We start from the raw sequence: 18,796 nt of genomic DNA, 5'->3' as shown, positions 1-18,796 counted from the left end.
ACGGGAGCCCCGCCCCGGGACAGGGCGCGCGGGCCGGTACGAAGGCCGAAAGGGCGGATCCGGCGGGTGCGCGGGCCGATCCGGACGGGCGGTGGCTGACAGCGGTCATGCACGCCGCGTTCTTCCTGCTGCTCGGCTCCTCGCTCGTCCGCTTCCTGACGCGGGACCAGGGCGACGGGTGTACGTCGTGGATCGTCGCGCTGTTCGCCGTCTTCTGGCTGCTCTACGTCCTCGGGCAGCTGCTGGCCCCGGCGCCGCGCCCCGGCGCCCGGCCCACCGCACGGCATCTGGCCTGGCTGGGCGCGGTGTCGGCCGTCTGGATCGTGCTGCTCGTCCTCGCGCCGAGCGCCACGTGGTGCGCCATGCCGCTGCTCTTCGCCGGACTGCACACGCTGCCCGCGCGGATCGCGGTGCCGGTGGTGGCCGTTCTCACCGCGCTGGTCGTCGCCTCCCAGATGCGGGTGTCGGAGGGCGCGGTCAACCCCAACATGGTCATCGCCCCGCCGGCCGTCGCGGCGGTCGCCACCGCCGTCCTGGTCCATCTGCAACGCCAGGCGGCCCGGCAGCGAACCCTGATCGACGACCTGGTCCGCACCCGCCGCGACCTCGCCGCCACCGAGCGGCGGGCGGGCGTCCTGGCGGAGCGGCAGCGGCTGTCCTCGGAGATCCACGACACCCTCGCACAGAGCCTGTCCAGCCAGCGGATGCTGTTGCAGGCCGCCGAGCGCGTCTGGCGGACGGAGCCGGACGTGGCCCGCGCGCACATCCGGGACGCGGCCGAGATCACCTCGCGCGGCCTCGCCGAGGCCCGCCGGTTCGTCCATGACCTGGCCCCGGCCGACCTCGACGGGTTCACCCTGCCCGAGGCGTTGAACGCGCTCGCGGGGCGCGAGAGCGGCCCGGGTCCGACGGTGGCCTTCCGGCTCGACGGCACCCCGGGCCCGCTGCCGGAGCGGGCCGAGGCGGCGCTGCTGCGTATCGCCCAGGGCGCGCTGGCCAACGTGCGCGAGCACGCCGCCGCGACGCGCGCCGTGCTGACCCTGACCTGGGTGGACGACCAGATCTCGCTGGACGTCGCCGACGACGGACGGGGCTTCGACCCGGACGGCGCACCCGCGCCCGCGCCCGCACCCGCGCCCCTGCCCGGTGAGGGGCGCGGGCACGGGCTGCCCGCGATGCGTATCAGGGCGCGGCAGGCGGGCGGCACGCTCACCGTGGAATCCACGCCGGGCGAGGGCACGGTGGTGTCGGTCGCCGTGCCCCTCGTCCCCGTAGCCCCCGCCCCGCCCGACCCGCCCGCCCCGCTGAGGGAGACCGCATCGTGAGCCCGCTGGAGTCCTCCCCGCCGATCCGGCTGCTGCTCTGCGACGACCACGCCGTGGTGCGTGCCGGGCTGCGCGCGCTGCTGGCCAGTACCGACGGCATCGAGGTGGTCGGCGAGGCGGGCAGCGGCGAGGAGGCTCTCGCCCTGGCCGCCCGCGTACGCCCCGACGTCGTACTGATGGACCTTCAGCTCGGCGGCGGCATGGACGGCGTGACGGCCACCCGGCGTCTGACGTCGGCCCCGGCATCGGCTCCGACGCCGGGTGGTGCGGAGGGCTCCGGCACACCGGGCCCGCGCGTGCTGGTGCTCACCATGTTCGACACCGACGCCGACATCACCCGTGCCATCGAGGCGGGCGCCACCGGCTATCTGCTCAAGGCCGAGCGACCGGAGGAGCTGTTCGCGGCGATCCGCGACGCGGCGGCGGGCCGTACCGCGCTGTCGGCCCCGGTCGCGGACCGGGTGCTGGCCCAGATGCGCAGCCCGCGCCCCGTGCTGTCCGAGCGCGAGCGCGACATCCTCCGGCAACTGGCGCTGGGCCTGGGCAACCGGGAGATCGCACGGGCCCTGTTCATCAGCGAGGCCACGGTCAAGACCCATCTGGGACGGATCTACGGAAAGCTGGGCGTGGACACCCGGGCGGCAGCGGTGGCGGTCGCGGGCGAGCGGCGGCTGCTGCCCTGACGTGGACTGCCGCGCCGTGAGGGCGCCGCTTCTCAGGAAACGTTCAGAGAACCTCATTAGTCTGCGCGCCACAACACAGGCATGAGGAGGCGGGTCGTGGGGCGTGGAGGGCAGTCTCTGGCACGGGTGGCCGTGATCGTACGGGCCGGTGCCGTCCCGCTGTGGTGGCTGGGGGTCCTCGCCACCGGGATCGGTGTCCTGCTCCCCGGACTGACCGGGCGCGGGGTCGGCGGCTACACCGGCGCGGCGCTGTTCGTGGTGTGCGCCGGGGTGGTCGCGCTCGTGCGGCGGCGCCGGTACACGGAGTGGGCGGACCGGGCCGGGCGGGCGGGGAAGTCCGACTTCCTCCAGGACCGCGCCGTGACGCTGCGGAACTGGCGCCGGGCGAACCGCTGGTGGCTGCTGGGCGCCTTCCTCGTCGCGGTGGGGAGTTCCTTCGCGCTGCCCGGCGCCGGGGGCCCGGCCCTGGCGGGCGTGGGCGTCGGGCTGTGGCTCAAGGCGGCCTGGCTGGGGCGCCGGGAGCGCCGGGACGACGCACTGCTGTGGGTACGTACCGACTGGGCCGGCACCGGGCACCCCGTGGGCAAGAAGGTCAAGGGCTACCGGATCACGGGAACCGCGGCCGGTGACGCCGTGCCGGGCGGGGCACGGCGCCGTCACTGAGCGGCTGTACGGCCGTCAGACCTCCAGGTCGGCCTCGATTCTCATCAGCTGGTGGCGGGCCATCGCCAGATTCGCCCGTGACTTGTCCAGTGCCAGATAGAGGAACAGTCCGTTGTTGCCGCGTCCCTTGAGCAGCCGTATCAGGTGGTACTGGCTGCCGAGGGTGATCAGGATGTCCTCGATCTCGTCCTGTAGCCCGAGCAGTTCCATGGTGCGGACCTTGGCCCGGACCACATCGGTGTTGCCCGCCGCGGCCACCGTCAGATCGAGGTCCTTGCCGCCGCCGACCGTGCCGAGGGCCATGCCGCTGGAGTAGTCGACGAGGGCGGCTCCCAGGGCGCCGTCGATGACGGTGGTCGCCTGCTTGAGGGCGGCTTCGGTGTTGGCCATGGATGTCGCACTTCCTTTCCGTCCGGTGCGGGCGGTCCGGGAGGTCCCCGGGGCCCGGGTGGCGCGTGTTCCGCGTGTTCCACGTGGATTGGGGGTGGGGTCGGCGGTGGGGGTGTGGGCGGTCATCGGTCAGGCGTTCTCCAGCCGTTCCAGGGCCCCGTCGACCAGTTCGCCGATCCGGGTGCTGGACCGCCGGGCCTCCAGATGGAGCCGGCCCACATTGATCCGGGGTTCCGCCAGGACCGTCAGCACCGCGGAGGCGCCCGCCGCGTATGTCGCGACGTACCCCAGCTCGCCCCGGATCAGCAGCTCCCGGAACCCGCCCTGTCCCGTGGTGTCCGTGAGGCGCAGGGCGACGCCCAGCGCGGCGGCGGTGAGCGCGGCCACCCCCTCCGCCTCCACGTCGGCCGTGTCCTGGGCCAGCACCAGACCGTCGGTACTGGCCGCGAGCGCGCCGGTGAGCTGGGGGAGGCGGGCCCGCAGGCGCCTCAGCTCGCCCAGTACCTCGGCTTCCGCCGTCATCAGCTGTCTCCTCTCGGCACGTGCCCGCAGCGCGCGCCTCATGACGGCGTGGCGCGGTCCGGCACGACGTCGGACACGGCGGGTCCTGTCCGGGCCCGGTGGATGGAACGGGGAGTCACAGGCTTGCCTCCAGGGCGTCGCGGAGCCGGCGTAACAGGGCGATGTCAGGATCGGCCGAGACCGTCGCGACCCAGGACGGGACCGCCGCGGGCGTGGCCGCCGCCGGTTCGGCAGGCGTCTCGACCAGCCCGGCCGCGGCCAGCCGGCGGATGTCCAGCAGGGTGTGGAACGCGGGCCTGCCCAGCGCCCAGGCGATGGCCAGTGGTGTCCGTACCCCGTCCGCCAGTTCCAGCAGCACGCGTTGGCGGCGGGTGACCGCCTGGCCCGGCACCGGTTCGCGCGCCCGCACGGGCGCGGTGTCCACGGCCGCGTACGGCCAGACCTGGTCGAGGAGTTCGCGTCTGCGCCGGGTCTCGCGCTCGACGGCGGACGCGGAGACGGGCCGTACGGGACCGATCCAGTGCGCGACGCCGTAGCGGAAGCGAGTGGGGCCGCTGCCGGGCGCGAGGGCGAAGTAGGCGGCGTCGAACAGCGCGCCCAGATGGCAGATCTCCAGCTCGCCGCCGCCGATCCTGCCGCTGTCGACCAGGAACCGGCCGACCTCGCGGCGGGCGCCCGCCCGGTCGACCGCCTCCTCCCAGCCCGCGCGCGGCAGCCGGCCGCCGGCGGTGAGCAGGACGTCGATCCCGGGGGCGGCGGGGCTCTCCGCGTGCACGACGCGGCCGTCGGCGAGATAGAGCGTGCCGTGGTCGCGCAGGAGCGCTCCGGTGGCGCGCTCGCCGGCCAGTCGGACGAGCATCGGGGAGACCGGGGAGACCGGGGAGACCGGGGAGGCCGGGGAGGCCGGGGAGACCGTGGAGACCGGGGAGACCGGGGAGACCGGGGAGACCGTGGAGACCGGGGAGACCGGGGAGACCGGGGAGACCGTGGAGACCGGGGAGACCGGGGAGACCGGGGAGACCGGGGCAGCCGGAGAGGCCGCGGTGTGGGCGGAGTCCGGTGTGTGCGAGGAGTCAGGGGTGTGCGCGGACGCCGCCGTCATCCCAGCACCAGCCGTTCGGCGAGCTGTCCCAGCCGTAATCGGGCCAGGGCGAGGTTTCCGGTGTCGCGGTCGAGCCAGAGATGGAGGAAGACGCTGCTGTCGAACGTCGTCTCGACGAAGCTCAGGAGGTGGTAGCCGGTATGGGTGGTGACGATGAGGTCCTCGACGGGCGGGCCCTTGTGGCCGGCCGCGACGGCGGGCGCGAACGCCGTGTACTCCGCGGCGGCTCTGGCCAGTTCGGCCGTCTCGGCGGCGGTCGCCTCATGGTCGCCGTTGGGCGATTCGCCCGCCGTGCCGAGCGCGAGACCGCTCGTCCAGTCCACGATCGCCGCTCCGCGCGCTCCCGGCAGCTTCATGGCCTCCTGTAGGCACGCGTCGATTCCGGGCACGCGGACTCCCCTCCCAGCCGGGCGTGCGGGCGCACTGTTGTGCGGCAGTGACCGCGAGATTACGCAACGTTCGTGCGGGGGGAGGAGGTTCTGGCATTTTCCATCGGAACATGCGTGCCGGGCCGCCGGGGACCGGCCACTTCCGGCCGTCCGGGGCCGCCGGCCGCCCGTAGCGCTCCGCCGGGCTCGCCCGGGGCGGTCCGCCGGCCGTCCCGGCTGTCCGGCAGTCGTCCTAGCCGGCCGGCAGGAGCGCGTCGGCGTAGCCGCCGCCCGACTCGGTGACGATCTCCGCGACCGTCTGCGCGGCCCGTACGGTCGCGAAGCGCACCCCGCCGCCGGCCGTGCCCGGCACCGTCACGAAGCCGTGGACACCCGGCCTGGCCAGGCTGTTGTACGCGTAGTGGTTGGAGAAGTAGTACGCGCCGGTGTCGAGGGCGGCCACCAGATCGCCCTGCTCCAGCAGCGGCACGGGCCGGTTCTCGGCGAGCAGATCGCCCGCGAAACAGGCCGGGCCCGCGATGTCCTGGGCCACGGCGGGGCCCGTCCTGGGCCGTCCCCCGGCGTCGTACGCGGCGATGCGCAGCGGCCAGGAGGCGGGGTCGTAGACGGTACGGGTGGCGACCTGCGCGCCCGCGTGGGTCACCGCGATCGGGCGGCCACCGGCGGACTTGGCGTATTCGACGCGCGCGAGGACCGTGCCGTGCTTGGCGAGCAGAGAACGGCCGAATTCGGTGACCAGTCCGTAGCGGCCGTCCAGCAGTCCGGGGACGGTCTCCCTCAGCAGCCGGGCGTAGGCCGCGTACGTCGGTGTCTCCTCGTCCGAGCCGAAATTGACCGGGAGACCGCCGCCGATGTCGAGGGTGTCGATCTGCCGGCGGCCGGCCGCCGCGTTGATCTCCTCCGCCAGTTCGTACACCGTCCGTACGCCCTCGGTCATGCGCTCCAGCGGCACACCCTGCGAGCCGGAGTGGGTGTGCAGCCGGGTGAGCCAGGGGCGGTCGAGGAACGCCCGGACGACCCAGGCGCGGGCGCCCTCGTCGCGCAGCGCGATCCCGAACTTGGAGGTGGCGGTCGCGGTGGAGAGTGCGCCGATGGAACCGCCGCCGACCTGCGCGTTGATCCGCAGCCCCAGCGGGGAGGCGACCGGTCCTGGGCCGGAAACCGGTCCGGAGCCGATGAGGGCGTCGAGCCGGTCCAGTTCCTGGGGGTTGTCCGCGTTGACCGCGATGCCGAGCGCGAGGGCCTCGCGCAGCTCGGCGGTGGTCTTGGCGGGGGAGTCGAGGACGGTGTGCTCGGGCCGTACGCCCGCCGCGCGGGCGAGGGCCAGCTCACCCGGGCTGGCGACCTCGGCGCCGATGCCCTCCTCGCCGAGCAGGCGCACCACGGCCACCAGGGGCGCCGCCTTCACCGCGAAGGCGTGCAGAACGGCGGTGCCTGGGGCGGTGACCTCGTCGAAGGCGGTACGGAGCGCGGCGGCGGAGGCGCGGATCCCGGCCACGTCGAGCAGGGCGACGACGGGCTCGGTCTCGCTGATCAGCCCCTGCGCCACGGCGGCCCGTACGGCGAGGTCCCGGCGGGCCGCCGCACCGGGGGCCGCGCCCGTACCTCCGTCCGCGGAGCCGTTGGAGCCGTTCGAGCCGTTCGAGATGTTCGAGCCGTGCGGGGGAGTGCCGCCGCCGTCGCCGTTGTCGCCGTCACCGTCGTGCTGAACCGAAGCCATGCGTGCCAGCCAATCACCCGCCGACCGGCCACGCAGCTGTTGACTACAAGTATTCATCCGGCGAGGATGTGAATAGATTGGCCAACAGGCCGGTCGGCAGGCCAGTCGGCAGATCCACCACGAAGGAGGCATCGCCATGTCAGGACCGCGACCCGTACGGGCGCCGCGCGGTACGGAACTGAGCGCCCTGGGATGGCAGCAGGAAGCCGCCCTCCGCATGCTCCAGAACAACCTCGACCCCGAGGTCGCCGAGCACCCGGACAAGCTGGTCGTCTACGGCGGCACCGGCAAGGCCGCCCGCGACTGGCGCTCCTTCGACGCGATGGTGCGTACGCTCCGCACCCTCAAGCAGGACGAGACGATGCTCGTCCAGTCCGGCCGTCCGGTCGGGGTGATGCAGACCCACGAGTGGGCGCCGCGCGTGCTGCTCGCCAACTCCAACCTGGTCGGCGACTGGGCGAACTGGGAGGAGTTCCGGCGCCTGGAGGCCCTCGGCCTCACCATGTACGGGCAGATGACCGCCGGATCCTGGATCTACATCGGCACACAGGGCATCCTCCAGGGCACGTACGAGACGTTCGCCGCCGTCGCCGCCAAGAAGTTCGACGGCACCCTCGCCGGGACGATCACCCTCACCGCCGGTCTGGGCGGCATGGGCGGCGCCCAGCCGCTGGCCGTCACCATGAACGACGGCGTCGCGATCTGTATCGACTGCGACCCGCGCGCCATCGAGCGCCGGATCGAGCACCGCTATCTCGACGTACGGGCCGACAGCCTGGAGCACGCGCTCCAGCTGGCGACCGAGGCGCGCGACGCGCGCCGGCCGCTCTCCATCGGCCTGCTCGGCAACGCGGCGGAACTGCTCCCCCGGATGCTCGCCGAGGGCGCCCCCATCGACATCGTCACGGACCAGACCTCCGCCCACGACCCGCTGGCCTATCTGCCGCTCGGCGTCGACTTCGACGAGATGGCCTCGTACGCCGCCGAGAAGCCCGCCGACTTCACCCAGCGCGCCCGGGAGTCCATGGCCCGGCACGTCGAGGCGATGGTCGGCTTCATGGACGCGGGCGCCGAGGTGTTCGACTACGGCAACTCCATCCGCGGCGAAGCCCAACTGGCCGGATACGACAGGGCCTTCGCCTTCCCCGGCTTCGTGCCCGCCTATATCCGGCCACTGTTCTGCGAGGGCAAGGGCCCGTTCCGCTGGGCCGCGCTCTCCGGGGAGGCGTCCGACATCCACAAGACGGACAAGGCGATCCTCGACCTGTTCCCGGAGAACGAATCACTGCACCGCTGGATCAAGATGGCGGGCGAGCGCGTCCACTTCCAGGGCCTCCCGGCCCGGATCTGCTGGCTCGGCTACGGCGAGCGCGACAAGGCGGGCGAGCGCTTCAACGACATGGTCGCCTCCGGTGAGCTGGCCGCGCCGCTGGTCATCGGGCGCGACCACCTGGACTGCGGCTCGGTCGCCTCCCCGTACCGCGAGACCGAGGCCATGCTCGACGGTTCCGACGCCATCGCCGACTGGCCGCTCCTCAACGCCATGGTCAATGTCGCCTCCGGCGCCTCCTGGGTCTCCCTCCACCACGGCGGCGGCGTCGGCATGGGCCGCTCCATCCACGCCGGGCAGGTCTCGGTGGCCGACGGCACGAAGCTCGCGGGCGAGAAGATCCGCCGCGTCCTGACCAACGACCCGGGCATGGGCGTCATCCGCCATGTCGACGCGGGCTACGACCTCGCGGAAGCGGTCGCCGACGAGCGCGACGTCCGTGTCCCGATGCGGGAGGGCGAGTGACCGCGTCACCGCCTCCCGGGCCGGGGCACGCCGAGGGCGCCCCGGGCGACGCCCGCCGAACCCCCTCCTTCCAGGAGATGTGGCGCGAACTCGCCCCGCTCGGCCGCGACTCCGGCAGCGGCGGCTACCGGCGGTACGCCTGGACCGCCGCCGACGCCGATTGCCGGGCCTGGTTCCGCGCGCAGGCCGAGGCCCGCGGGCTGGCCTACGAACTCGACCGCAACGGCAACCAGTGGGCCTGGCTCGGCGATCCGCTCGCCGGGGACGCCGTCGTGACGGGGTCGCATCTGGACTCCGTACCGGACGGCGGCGCCTTCGACGGGCCGCTCGGTGTCGTCTCCTCCTTCGCCGCACTCGACGAACTCCGGGGCAGGGGCGCGCGGTTCAGCCGCCCCCTGGCCATCACCAACTTCGGTGACGAGGAAGGCGCCCGCTTCGGTCTCGCCTGTGTCGGCTCCCGGCTCACCGCGGGCCGGCTCACCGCAGAGCAGGCCCGTGAACTGCGCGACGGGAACGGCATCACGCTGCCCGGGGCGATGGAGGCGGCCGGCCACGACCCGTCCACCCTGGGCCCCGACCCCGAACGCCTCGCGCGGATCGGCGCGTTCATCGAGCTGCATGTCGAGCAGGGCCGCGCCCTCGACCTGTCCGGTGACCCCGTCGGTATCGCGTCGGCGATCTGGCCGCACGGCCGCTGGCGTTTCGACTTCCGGGGAGAGGCCAACCACGCGGGCACCACCCGCCTCGCCGACCGCCGCGACCCGATGCTGCCGTACGCGGAGACCGTGCTCGCCGCCCGCCGCGAGGCCGAACTCGCCGGGGCCCTCGCCACCTTCGGCAAGATCTCCGTCGAGCCCAACGGTGTCAACGCCATCCCCTCCCTCGTCCGTGGCTGGCTGGATTCCCGCGCCGCCGACCAGTCCGCCCTGGACACCGTGGTCGCCGGTATCGAGGCCGCCGCCCGCGCGTACGCGGACCGGGCCGGGATCGAGCTGTCCGTCGTACGGGAGTCCTTCACCCCCGTGGTCGAGTTCGAGCACGCCCTGCGGGACGAACTGGGCAAGATCCTCGGGCAGCGCCCCGGCGGCGGCGCTCCCGTACCCGTCCTCGGCACCGGCGCCGGGCACGACGCGGGTATTCTGTCCGGCTCCATCCCTACCGCCATGCTGTTCGTACGCAACCCCACCGGGGTCTCGCACTCCCCGGCCGAATCCGCGGCCGAGGACGACTGCGTGGCCGGGGTCCTGGCACTGGCCGACGTACTGGAAGGACTCGCGTGCGCATGACGCACCCCACAGCGGCACCGGGCAGGACGCGGGTCACGGACGACGGGACGGCCACCAGAAGCGGGCAGACCACCGCGCCCGGGGCCGCCACCGGGACCGAGGCCGCCGCCGCGCCGGGGCCCGCCACCGCGCCCGGCCGCGCCGTCCCGGCCGGGCCCGCCGGTCCCGTCTACTGGCTGGAACACGCCTGGCTCGGCACCCACGTCGAGCCAGGTGTCGCCGTCGCCGTCACGGACGGCCGGATCACCGACGTCCGCACCGGCGTCAAGACCCCGCCGCCCGGAGCGGCCGTCCTGCGCGGACTGACCCTCCCCGGGCTGGCCAACGCCCACTCCCACGCCTTCCACCGCGCCCTGCGCGGCACCGTCCAGGTCGGCTCCGGCACCTTCTGGACCTGGCGCGAGATCATGTACGGAATCGCCGCCAAGCTCACCCCCGACTCGTACTACGCCCTCGCCCGCGCCGTCTACGCGGAGATGGCGCTCGCCGGTATCACCGCCGTCGGGGAGTTCCACTACCTCCACCACACCCCGGACGGCGCCCCGTACGACCGGCCGAACGCGATGGGGGAGGCGCTGATCGCGGCGGCGGCCGAGGCCGGGATCCGGATCACGCTCCTGGACACCGCTTATCTCTCCTCCGGCATCACGAAGCGGCGCGGCGGCGCGCCCCCCGACCGCCACCAGCTCCGCTTCTCCGACGGAACGGCCACCGCCTGGGCCGAGCGCGCCGCCGACCTCGCCTCGGCCCACAAGGACAGCGCCCACGCCCGGATCGGCGCGGCCATCCACTCCGTACGCGCCGTGCCCGCCGAGCAGCTCTCCACCGTCGCCGAATGGGCCGAGGCCCACCGGGCACCGCTGCATGTGCATCTCTCCGAGCAGACCGCGGAGAACGACGCCTGCCTCGACGTGCACGGCCGCACCCCCACGCGTCTGCTCGCCGATCACGGCGTACTCGGCGCCCGTACCACCGGCGTGCACAACACCCATCTCACCGACGAGGACATCGCCCTGCTGGGCGCCGCCAGGACCGGCACCTGTATGTGCCCCACGACGGAACGCGACCTGGCCGACGGCATCGGCCCCGCCGCCCGGCTCCAGCGAGCGGGCTCGCCGCTCTCGCTCGGCAGCGACAGCCACGCCGTCATCGACATCCTCGAAGAGGCCCGCGCGATGGAACTCGACGAACGGCTGCGCACCCGCAGCCGCGGTCACTGGACGGCCGCCGCCCTCCTGCACGCGGCGACCTCGACCGGCCACGCTGCCCTCGGCTGGCACGAGGCGGGCAGGATCGAGCGCGGCGCGCTCGCCGATCTCGCCACCATCGCCCTGGAATCGGTCAGAACAGCGGGCACGCTCACCCGGCTCGGAGCGGAGACAGCCGTATTCGCCGCCTCCGCGGCGGATGTGCGCCACACCGTCGTCGCGGGCCGCCAGATCGTCCGGGACGGTGTCCACGCCCTCGTCCACGACGTGCCCAAGGCCCTCGCCGAGTCGATCGCAGCCCTGCGCGGCTGACGCCGCGGACGCCGCCGAAGGAGAAGACCGTCACGATGACGACCACCACCACGGCGGGAACCACCGCCCTCACCAACATCGCCAGTCTGGTCACCAACGACCCCTCCCTCGGTGACGGAACCCCCATCGGTCTGATCCAGGACGCGGCCGTCGTCATCGACGGCGACCGCGTGGTCTGGGTCGGTGAGTCAAGCAAAGCACCCGCCACTGACAACGCCGTCGACGCCGGTGGCCGGGCCGTGATCCCGGGCTTCGTGGACTCCCACTCCCATCTCGTCTTCGCGGGCGACCGCACCCAGGAGTTCAACGCCCGGATGTCCGGCCGCGCCTACTCCGCCGGCGGCATCCGCACCACCGTCGCCGCGACCCGCGCCGCCACTGACACCGAGCTCGGCGCCAACGTCGCCCGCTATCTGGCCGAGGCGCTCCGCCAGGGCACCACCACCCAGGAGACCAAGTCCGGTTACGGCCTGACCGTCGAGGACGAGGCCCGCGCCCTCCGTATCGCCGGCGCGCACACCGACGAGGTCACCTACCTCGGCGCGCACATCGTCCCGCCCGACCACGCCGGTGACCCGGCCGCGTACGTCGCCCTCGTCACCGGCGAGATGCTCGACGCCTGTGCCCCGTACGCCCGTTGGATCGATGTCTTCTGCGAGAAGGGCGCCTTCGACGGGGACCAGGCCCGCGCGATCCTCACCGCGGGAGCCGCGAAGGGCCTGCACCCCCGCGTCCACGCCAACCAGCTCTCGTACGGCCCCGGCGTCCAGCTCGCCGTCGAGCTCGACGCCGCGTCCGCCGACCACTGCACGCATCTGACCGACGCGGACGTGGACGCCCTCGCCCACAGCGCGACCGTGGCCACGCTGCTCCCCGGAGCGGAGTTCTCCACCCGCGCCGCCTGGCCGGACGCCCGCCGCCTCCTCGACGCGGGCGCGACCGTCGCGCTCTCCACGGACTGCAACCCCGGCTCGTCCTTCACCTCGTCCATGCCGTTCTGCATCGCGCTCGCCGTACGCGACATGGGCATGACGCCGGACGAGGCGGTCTGGTCGGCCACGGCGGGCGGCGCGGCCGCCCTGCGCCGCCAGGACGTCGGCCGCCTCACCCCGGGCGCCCGCGCCGACCTCGCCCTCCTCGACGCCCCGAGCCATGTGCATCTGGCGTACCGCCCGGGGGTCCCCCTGGTCACGGCGGTCTGGCGGGCCGGCGAACGGGTCCGCTGAGGCCGGGCCGGCCGGCCGGTGCGGGCCGGCCGGCCAAGGCCGGCCCGCCGGGGCCGACGCCGACGGCGGCGAACGGGTCCGCTGACCCCCCGGTCCATGGACCCCCCGCCGCCCGGCGCGCCCTCACCCCTTCAGTACCGCCACCTCATCGATCTTCGCCCGCAGCCTCCGCACCGCCTGCGTCTTCGCGTACGGCTTCAGCCTGCGCTGCATCGTCTCGAAGTGCTCGTCACCCCGCGCCGACGAGACATGCTCGTAGTCCTCCAGGAACTGCCACCAGCTCGCGCACGCGGCCTCCAGATGCCCCAGCTCCAGCTGACGCTGCGCCAGCACCGCGAGGAAGTGGACCCTGCCCTGCCGTTCGTTCTTCTGCTGCGCCTTCAGGGACTGCTGGAGCGCGGATATCGAGCCCGGCAGATCCTTGAACTCGTACAGCACATGGGACGTGTGGAACAGATACGCGGTCGCGTCGTAACCCCCCACGGACTCACGCCGGTTGTCGGCCTTCGTCAGCGCCGTCTCGGTCTCCCGGAGCCGGGCGAACGCCTGCCGTTTGTCGCCGACCATCGCCGCGGAGTGGGCCTGCTGCCCGGAGAGGAAGGCCCGCAGCCGTGGTCCGGCCTTCGGGGACGCCTCGGCGGCCGAGTCGGCGAGCTCCAGCGCGCGCTTGCCGTAGCCGAGATTGGACGCCTGGAGGGACATGCCGCGCAGCGTCCGGCAGTACGTCGTGTGGTCCTCGGCGGCGCCGGCCAGTTCCAGGGCCCTGAGGTAGTACCGCTGGCCGAGCCCGTGCGCCCGCTCGTACATCGCCATCCACCCGGTCAGATAGACCAGGTCGGACGCCGCGGACAGCATGTCGCTCCGTACGCCTTCCGGGGCCTCGGCCTTGAGCCAGGGCATGACCGTGTTGACGAGAAACGCGGCGGCCATCGGGCGGGCGTGCCCTCCGCCGAGTTCATCGAGAATGTCCGCTATTCGATCGGTCATCGTACGTACGGCCTGTACTTGCGGCGCGCCGATCCGGGCCGTCCGTTTGCCGGGGGGCGCGGTCGCCGAGGTGGCGGCATGTGCCAGATCCGGGAACAGCGGTACCACGATCGCGGCGGAGAACAGTCCTGCGGCTATCAAACTGCGACGCGACGGGTCCATATCGGCCCTTCCCATGTCGACCAGTTCTTCGAACGTGTTGACGCCGGAAGCGACGGAGGAGCCGGGCACGCCGGAGCCCGCCGGGACGTGCGCGGAGGCCGCGACCGGCAGACCGGCCTCGGCATGGGTGACCGGGCGCCTGAGCTTGCGCGCGAACGCCTCCACGATCAGTGGTCTGACCTGCTCCTTCGGGGTGGTGCCCGCGACCCAGTGGGAGACTGCGGACTGGTCGTAGCGCAGCTGGAGCCCGGCTTCCGCGCCGATGCGATTGATGATCTGTGCGAACTGCGCACGGGACCACTTCGCCTGCTCCAGCAGAGAGGCCAGCCCGGCATTGGGTGTGCGTGAGTGACGTGAGTTACTCGCCATGCCTTTAACTCCCCCAAGCGTTCATGGCTTTCATTCTCGGACCTGCCCTCCACGGTACCCGGGGAGGGTAATAACGCGGTTTTCTCTTCAAGTAGACGCCGAACACACGAAGAGAGCGGGGGGCCAAGGTGACCACAGTGACAGACCGCAGAGCCGGAGGCACAGAGGAAAACGCACACGGGAAGGCATTGGCATATGACGATATCGCCTTCGATGTCATAGCCCTGAACATCGACCGCGCGCTCGCCCCGCATCGCATGATGCCGCCACCGGTGGAGATCGCCGATCTCACCAACCGGCTGATCGACCATGGGGCGTTGCTCGTCGGATGCGTCGAACGGATCCCCGAGACCGAGCACACGGTCCGGGCGAAGGGCGCGCTGAAGGACTGGTACGACCTGACCGGCAGCGGGCCCGGCGGCGGCGCCATGGCGAACTGGGTGCACATGCGTGCCCTGGCCCGCATGTGCCGCACGTTCATGGACTACCTGCACGAACGTGAAGGGCGGCACCGGACGTGACTCCTGAAGCGAAGCATCAGGCGTGGTTCGTGGTCGCGGTCTGCACGCTGGGGCTCACCATCGCCCTGGCAGTCGGGCTGCGCCTGTAGGCCATCCGGTGCCGATCACTGCTGCGGCGGGCCTCAACTAACGAAGTACCACCGGCAGTTCCCGCACGCTGTTGCCCACAAAGCTCCGATGACGCGGAAGCTCCTCGTCCGGGACCGTGACCCTCAGGTCCGGGAAGCGTGTGAACAACCGCCGCAGCGCGATCGTCGTCTCCATCCTCGCCAGAGGTGCGCCCAGGCAGAAGTGCGCGCCGTGGCCCAGGGAGAGATGCCGGGTGGTGGAGCGCGTACGTCGCGTGATGTCGAAGCGGTCCGCGTCCGGGCCGTGGGCGGCGGGATCACGGCCGGCGGCCGAGAAGCCCGCCAGTACCGGGGTGCCCGCGGGGATCAGCGTGCCGTCCACCGTCAGGTCCCGGGTCGGATAACGGAACGGGAAGAAACTGACCGGGCTGTCCCAGCGCAGCGTCTCCTCGACCGCGTCCGCCCAGTCGGCGCCACCGGCCCTGATCAGCTCCAGCTGGTCCCGGTGGGCGCAGAGCGCACGCACCGCGTTGGTGATCAGATTGAGCGTGGTCTCATGACCGGCGATGATCATCACGATCATCGTGCCGATGAGTTCGGCCTCGCCGAGCCGGTCGCCGCCCTCCTCGCGCGCGGCGATCAGGGCACTGGTGAGGTCCTCGCCGGGACGGCCCTTACGGGAAGCCGCCACCGCCGCGAGCACCGCCACCATCTCCCGGTTCGCGGCCACGGCCTCCTCGGGCGCGATGTCGGTCGCCACCACCTGGTTCGACAGTATGTGCAGCCGGTCCCGGAACTCCTCATCCACGCCGAGCAGTTCACTGATGACGTTCATGGGCAGCGGCAGCGCGAAGCGCGCCCGCAGATCCACCACGCCGTCATCCGCTCGGGCCGCCGCGGTCTCCGTACCGTCCAGCAGCTCGTCGGTCAGCCGCTCGATGCCGGGCCGCAGCGCCTCCACGCGCCGGGCCGTGAACGCCTTGCTCACCAGCGACCGCAGCCGCCGGTGATCGTCTCCGTCCGAGGTGACCATGCCCTGTACGGTCGCGAAGGTCCGCAGCGGCCAGCCGTCCGGAATTCGCCCCTCGCGCAGCGCGGTGAAGTGCCGTGCGTTCTTGGCGACATCCGGATGGCCGATGAATTCCTTGAGCGCCTCGTGCCCGAGCACCGCCGCGGCCGGCACGTCCCCGGGGAGCAGGACCTCGGCGGCGGCACCCTTCGCCAGCAGCGCGGCGTTGGAGGCGTGCGGGCAGCCGCCGGAGGAGTCCATCCGGTGGGGCACATATGACGCCGTCACTGGAACTCTCCCTCCCGGCATGCCTGACACAGGTCGCTCCCGATCCTATGAGGGACAGGGCGGTGCGGCACAGGAGCGGTTCCGGCCTCTTCCGGCTTCTTCCGGCCTGTTCCGGTGACTTCCGGGGAGCGCCGACGCCGGAAGGGGCCTGTCACTCCTCCAGCGTCAGTCCCTTTCTGAGCTTCCTCAGGGTGCGGGAGAGCAGCCGGGACACATGCATCTGCGAGATGTTGAGCTCCTCGCCGATCTCCGACTGCGTCATATTGGCGACGAAGCGCAGGGAGAGGATCTTCCGGTCCCGTGTGGGCAGGCTCGCGATCAGCGGCTTCAGGGACTCCACGTACTCGATGCCCTCGAGCCCGTGGTCCTCGTAACCGATCCGGTCCGCGAGCGCGCCCTCGGTGTCGTCGTCCTCGGGCTGGGCGTCCAGCGAGCTGGCGGTGTACGCGTTGCTCGCCGCCATGCCCTCGACGACCTCGTCGTTGGTGATGCCGAGGCGGTGGGCGAGTTCACCGACGGTGGGCGCGCGGTCGAGCTGCTGGGCCAGTTCGTCGCCCGCCTTGGCGAGGTCGAGGCGGAGTTCCTGGAGCCGGCGCGGTACCCGTACCGACCATGACGTGTCACGGAAGAAACGCTTGATCTCACCGACGATGGTCGGCATCGCGAAGGTGGGGAACTCGACGCCGCGGCTCAGCTCGAAGCGGTCGATCGCCTTGATCAGGCCGATCGTGCCGACCTGCACGATGTCCTCCATCGGCTCGCTGCGGGAGCGGAACCGGGCGGCCGCGAACTTCACCAGGGCGAGATTGAGCTCGACCAGGGTGTTGCGGACGTACGCGTGCTCGTGCGTGCCCTCTTCAAGGGCTTCCAGCCGGGCGAAGAGCGTCTTCGACAGGGCTCGGGCATCCACCGCGCCCACCTCGTCGAAGGGCGGGATCTCGGGCAGGTCCTCAAGGCCCTCGGTCGGGCCCTCGAAGCCGGCCGGCAGTGTGATGTCGGTCTCGGAAGGTGCGGGCGGAGTTGCCGACGGCGCGTGCTGGGTACGCGAGTCGTCGAGCCGGGGTGACATGGGTCTCCTCCATACGTTCTCGGCATATGGCTGCCGATGCCAATACGCGCTGCTGCGGTGTGCGGCGCCTCCAAAGCCGGCCGTGGTCGGATGTGTCCCTACAAGCCCTACCCGCTAGGCACGGACAGTTGCAAGTGTTAATTGTTTCATATGTCCTTATTGCGGGGGAGTTTGGGTACCGGTCGGCGTACGAAAGGCGTAATGTTCGATGGGCGTCATCAGGATGTGATGACGACGAGACGACACCATCTGACGACGGCGCACGACACGGCGAAGAGGGACGGCCATGGACCGCCAGACGGTCGGCAGCACGAATCGGGGCCGGCTTCGGGTCGAAGTTCGGACCGAGGGCCGGAGCGAGGTAGTGACAGCGGCGGGTGAGTTGGATCACCACACCGCCGACCTGTTGCGGACGCCTCTGGACGAAGCACTCGAACAGGGTCGGTCACGCCTGGTGATCGACTGTTCGCAACTGGAATTCTGCGATTCCACCGGACTCAATGTCCTGCTGGGCGCCCGTCTGAAGGCGGATGCCGCCGGCGGCGGGGTCCATCTCGCGGCGATGCTGCCCGTCGTGGCGCGGGTCTTCGAGATCACCGGCGCGGACGCGGTCTTCACCGTCCACGACTCCCTCGAAGAAGCCCTGGCCGACTGAGCCGGCCGCTACTCTGCACCCGGGTTTCCGCCCCCGGATGCGTACCCCTGTCCCGTCTTGTTGCCCCCGTCACGATTTCCGGATCGATGAGTGGGTGTTGTCACGATTCGGGCGGGCAGAAGATCCCCGGCGGACCGAGCAGGACCCCGCATTCTCTGTACGCAAGCACTGGCTAATTGGTGAATCGGTGAGGTGAAGCGCTGATGAGCACCACCCGGCAGCCTCCGCCGGGCGAACTCGGCCCCGAGCCGGACGGCGCGGGCACCGCTGCCACGACGTCCGACGCCCGGGTGCGGTCGCTCGTCCTGGCCGGCGCCAGCGGTGTCGTACCGCTCGCGCGGGACTTCACCCGCCAGGCGCTCTACGACTGGGGCTGGCTCCCCGCCGCGACCGCCGACCGGCGCGCGGCGGCGGAGGACGTCCTGCTGGTCGTCTCCGAACTGGTCACCAACGCGTGTCTGCATGCCGAGGGCCCCGAGGGCCTGCGGGTCGCGCAGACCGACAAAGCGCTGCGTCTCGAGGTCACGGACCGCGGTACGGGCCAGCCGGCCCCCCGTACGCCGCACCGCGCGGGACGCCCCGGCGGTCACGGCATGTTCATCGTCCAGCGGCTCTGCCTGGACTGGGGAGTCGTACGGACGCCCGGCGCGGCCGGCAAGACGGTCTGGGCGGAGCTGGCCGCTCCGTCGTGACGCGCGTAGCCCGTACGACGCGTAGCCCGTACGAAGAGGGCCGCCGCACCCTTACCCGGTGCGGCGGCCCTCTTCGTCGCGTACGCCCTGTCCTGTTGCCCAGGCCCTGTGCCGGGTCCTGTCCGGACGGGACCCAGGGCCTCTCGTTTGGATCATGCCGGGCTCGCGTGCCCGCGGTGACATCAGCCGCTGCCGCGGCGGGCCGCGCCTCGCCGCGTTGCCGTCGGTCACCATGGCTCCGCCATGGCTCCCTCCTTCGCCTTGCGATCCTCCCCCGTAGCCTGAACGGCACGGGAGGGACCCCCTCCACCAGACCCCGCTCCCTGATCCGGCCTGATCCAAACGAAAGACCCTA

At 72.2% G+C, this 18,796-nt stretch carries 18 protein-coding genes; 10 read left to right on the top strand and 8 right to left on the bottom strand.

The annotated features are described in order from the left end of the window. Positions 1–107: 107 nt before the first annotated feature. The 3 genes from CU044_RS19375 to CU044_RS19365 all read left to right on the top strand — a co-directional run bounded on the left by CU044_RS19375 (position 108) and on the right by CU044_RS19365 (position 2,671). On the top strand, positions 108–1,325 hold the full coding sequence (locus tag CU044_RS19375) for a sensor histidine kinase (RefSeq protein WP_240045703.1): 1,218 nt from the start codon (positions 108–110) through the stop codon (positions 1,323–1,325). Continuing rightward, positions 1,322–2,008 carry a response regulator transcription factor gene (locus CU044_RS19370; RefSeq protein ID WP_240045699.1) on the top strand — a complete coding sequence of 229 codons (687 nt, stop codon included), beginning with the start codon at positions 1,322–1,324 and terminating at the stop codon, positions 2,006–2,008. The genes CU044_RS19375 and CU044_RS19370 overlap by 4 nt, the downstream gene beginning before the upstream one ends. A 96-nt stretch (positions 2,009–2,104) precedes the next feature. Beyond that, on the top strand, positions 2,105–2,671 hold the full coding sequence (locus tag CU044_RS19365; RefSeq protein WP_129769982.1) for a hypothetical protein: 567 nt from the start codon (positions 2,105–2,107) through the stop codon (positions 2,669–2,671). A gap of 15 nt (positions 2,672–2,686) precedes the next feature. Here the strand turns inward: CU044_RS19365 and CU044_RS19360 are convergent, their stop codons facing one another. The 5 genes from CU044_RS19360 to CU044_RS19345 all read right to left on the bottom strand — a co-directional run bounded on the left by CU044_RS19360 (position 2,687) and on the right by CU044_RS19345 (position 6,794). Next, positions 2,687–3,061 (bottom strand): hypothetical protein, encoded by a 375-nt coding sequence (locus CU044_RS19360; protein ID WP_129769981.1) that lies wholly within the window; start codon positions 3,059–3,061, stop codon positions 2,687–2,689. Positions 3,062–3,190: 129 nt separating this feature from the next. After that, positions 3,191–3,625, bottom strand: a complete 435-nt coding sequence (locus CU044_RS19355) for a roadblock/LC7 domain-containing protein (RefSeq protein ID WP_129769980.1) — start codon at positions 3,623–3,625, stop codon at positions 3,191–3,193. A 73-nt stretch (positions 3,626–3,698) separates the two neighbouring features. Continuing rightward, positions 3,699–4,442: a transcriptional regulator gene (locus tag CU044_RS38670; RefSeq protein WP_193564004.1), complete on the bottom strand. Its 744-nt coding sequence runs from the start codon at positions 4,440–4,442 to the stop codon at positions 3,699–3,701. 239 nt (positions 4,443–4,681) lie between these two features. After that, positions 4,682–5,074 (bottom strand): hypothetical protein, encoded by a 393-nt coding sequence (locus CU044_RS38665; protein ID WP_165371940.1) that lies wholly within the window; start codon positions 5,072–5,074, stop codon positions 4,682–4,684. 232 nt (positions 5,075–5,306) lie between these two features. Next, on the bottom strand, positions 5,307–6,794 hold the full coding sequence (locus CU044_RS19345; RefSeq protein WP_129769979.1) for a diaminopimelate decarboxylase: 1,488 nt from the start codon (positions 6,792–6,794) through the stop codon (positions 5,307–5,309). Positions 6,795–6,930: 136 nt separating this feature from the next. On the opposite strand from CU044_RS19345, the gene hutU reads away from it, so the two are divergent. The 4 genes from hutU to hutI all read left to right on the top strand — a co-directional run bounded on the left by hutU (position 6,931) and on the right by hutI (position 12,621). Continuing rightward, complete coding sequence (gene hutU, locus CU044_RS19340; protein ID WP_129769978.1) at positions 6,931–8,589, top strand: urocanate hydratase; 1,659 nt, start codon at positions 6,931–6,933, stop codon at positions 8,587–8,589. 77 nt (positions 8,590–8,666) lie between these two features. Beyond that, a complete protein-coding gene (locus CU044_RS19335; RefSeq protein ID WP_129770004.1) occupies positions 8,667–9,875 on the top strand; it encodes an allantoate amidohydrolase in 1,209 nt (402 codons plus the stop codon). Next, the gene (locus CU044_RS19330; protein WP_129769977.1) at positions 9,872–11,395 is read left to right on the top strand and encodes a formimidoylglutamate deiminase; all 1,524 of its coding nucleotides are present in this window, start codon (positions 9,872–9,874) and stop codon (positions 11,393–11,395) included. Before CU044_RS19335 ends, CU044_RS19330 begins: the two co-directional genes overlap by 4 nt. A gap of 35 nt (positions 11,396–11,430) precedes the next feature. Further along, on the top strand, positions 11,431–12,621 hold the full coding sequence (gene hutI, locus CU044_RS19325) for an imidazolonepropionase (protein ID WP_129769976.1): 1,191 nt from the start codon (positions 11,431–11,433) through the stop codon (positions 12,619–12,621). A 123-nt stretch (positions 12,622–12,744) separates the two neighbouring features. On the opposite strand, the gene CU044_RS19320 is transcribed toward hutI, so the two are convergent. After that, positions 12,745–14,139 (bottom strand): hypothetical protein, encoded by a 1,395-nt coding sequence (locus CU044_RS19320; RefSeq protein WP_129769975.1) that lies wholly within the window; start codon positions 14,137–14,139, stop codon positions 12,745–12,747. Between the two features lie 188 nt (positions 14,140–14,327). Here CU044_RS19320 and CU044_RS19315 point away from each other — a divergent pair, with 188 nt between their 5' ends. Then, positions 14,328–14,660 (top strand): DUF6415 family natural product biosynthesis protein, encoded by a 333-nt coding sequence (locus tag CU044_RS19315; protein ID WP_129769974.1) that lies wholly within the window; start codon positions 14,328–14,330, stop codon positions 14,658–14,660. 126 nt (positions 14,661–14,786) lie between these two features. Here the strand turns inward: CU044_RS19315 and CU044_RS19310 are convergent, their stop codons facing one another. Continuing rightward, positions 14,787–16,046 carry a cytochrome P450 gene (locus tag CU044_RS19310; protein ID WP_129770003.1) on the bottom strand — a complete coding sequence of 420 codons (1,260 nt, stop codon included), beginning with the start codon at positions 16,044–16,046 and terminating at the stop codon, positions 14,787–14,789. A 130-nt stretch (positions 16,047–16,176) separates the two neighbouring features. Beyond that, on the bottom strand, positions 16,177–17,094 hold the full coding sequence (locus tag CU044_RS19305) for an RNA polymerase sigma factor SigF (protein WP_129769973.1): 918 nt from the start codon (positions 17,092–17,094) through the stop codon (positions 16,177–16,179). 286 nt (positions 17,095–17,380) lie between these two features. Here CU044_RS19305 and CU044_RS19300 point away from each other — a divergent pair, with 286 nt between their 5' ends. Both CU044_RS19300 and CU044_RS19295 read left to right on the top strand, forming a co-directional pair. Further along, complete coding sequence (locus tag CU044_RS19300; protein ID WP_129769972.1) at positions 17,381–17,749, top strand: STAS domain-containing protein; 369 nt, start codon at positions 17,381–17,383, stop codon at positions 17,747–17,749. A 203-nt stretch (positions 17,750–17,952) separates the two neighbouring features. Then, on the top strand, positions 17,953–18,441 hold the full coding sequence (locus CU044_RS19295) for an ATP-binding protein (RefSeq protein WP_129769971.1): 489 nt from the start codon (positions 17,953–17,955) through the stop codon (positions 18,439–18,441). Positions 18,442–18,796: the final 355 nt, after the last annotated feature.

This window comes from Streptomyces sp. L-9-10 (assembly GCF_004151105.1).
Taxonomy (GTDB): domain Bacteria; phylum Actinomycetota; class Actinomycetes; order Streptomycetales; family Streptomycetaceae; genus Streptomyces.
This window is presented reverse-complemented; position numbering and strand designations above follow the sequence as displayed.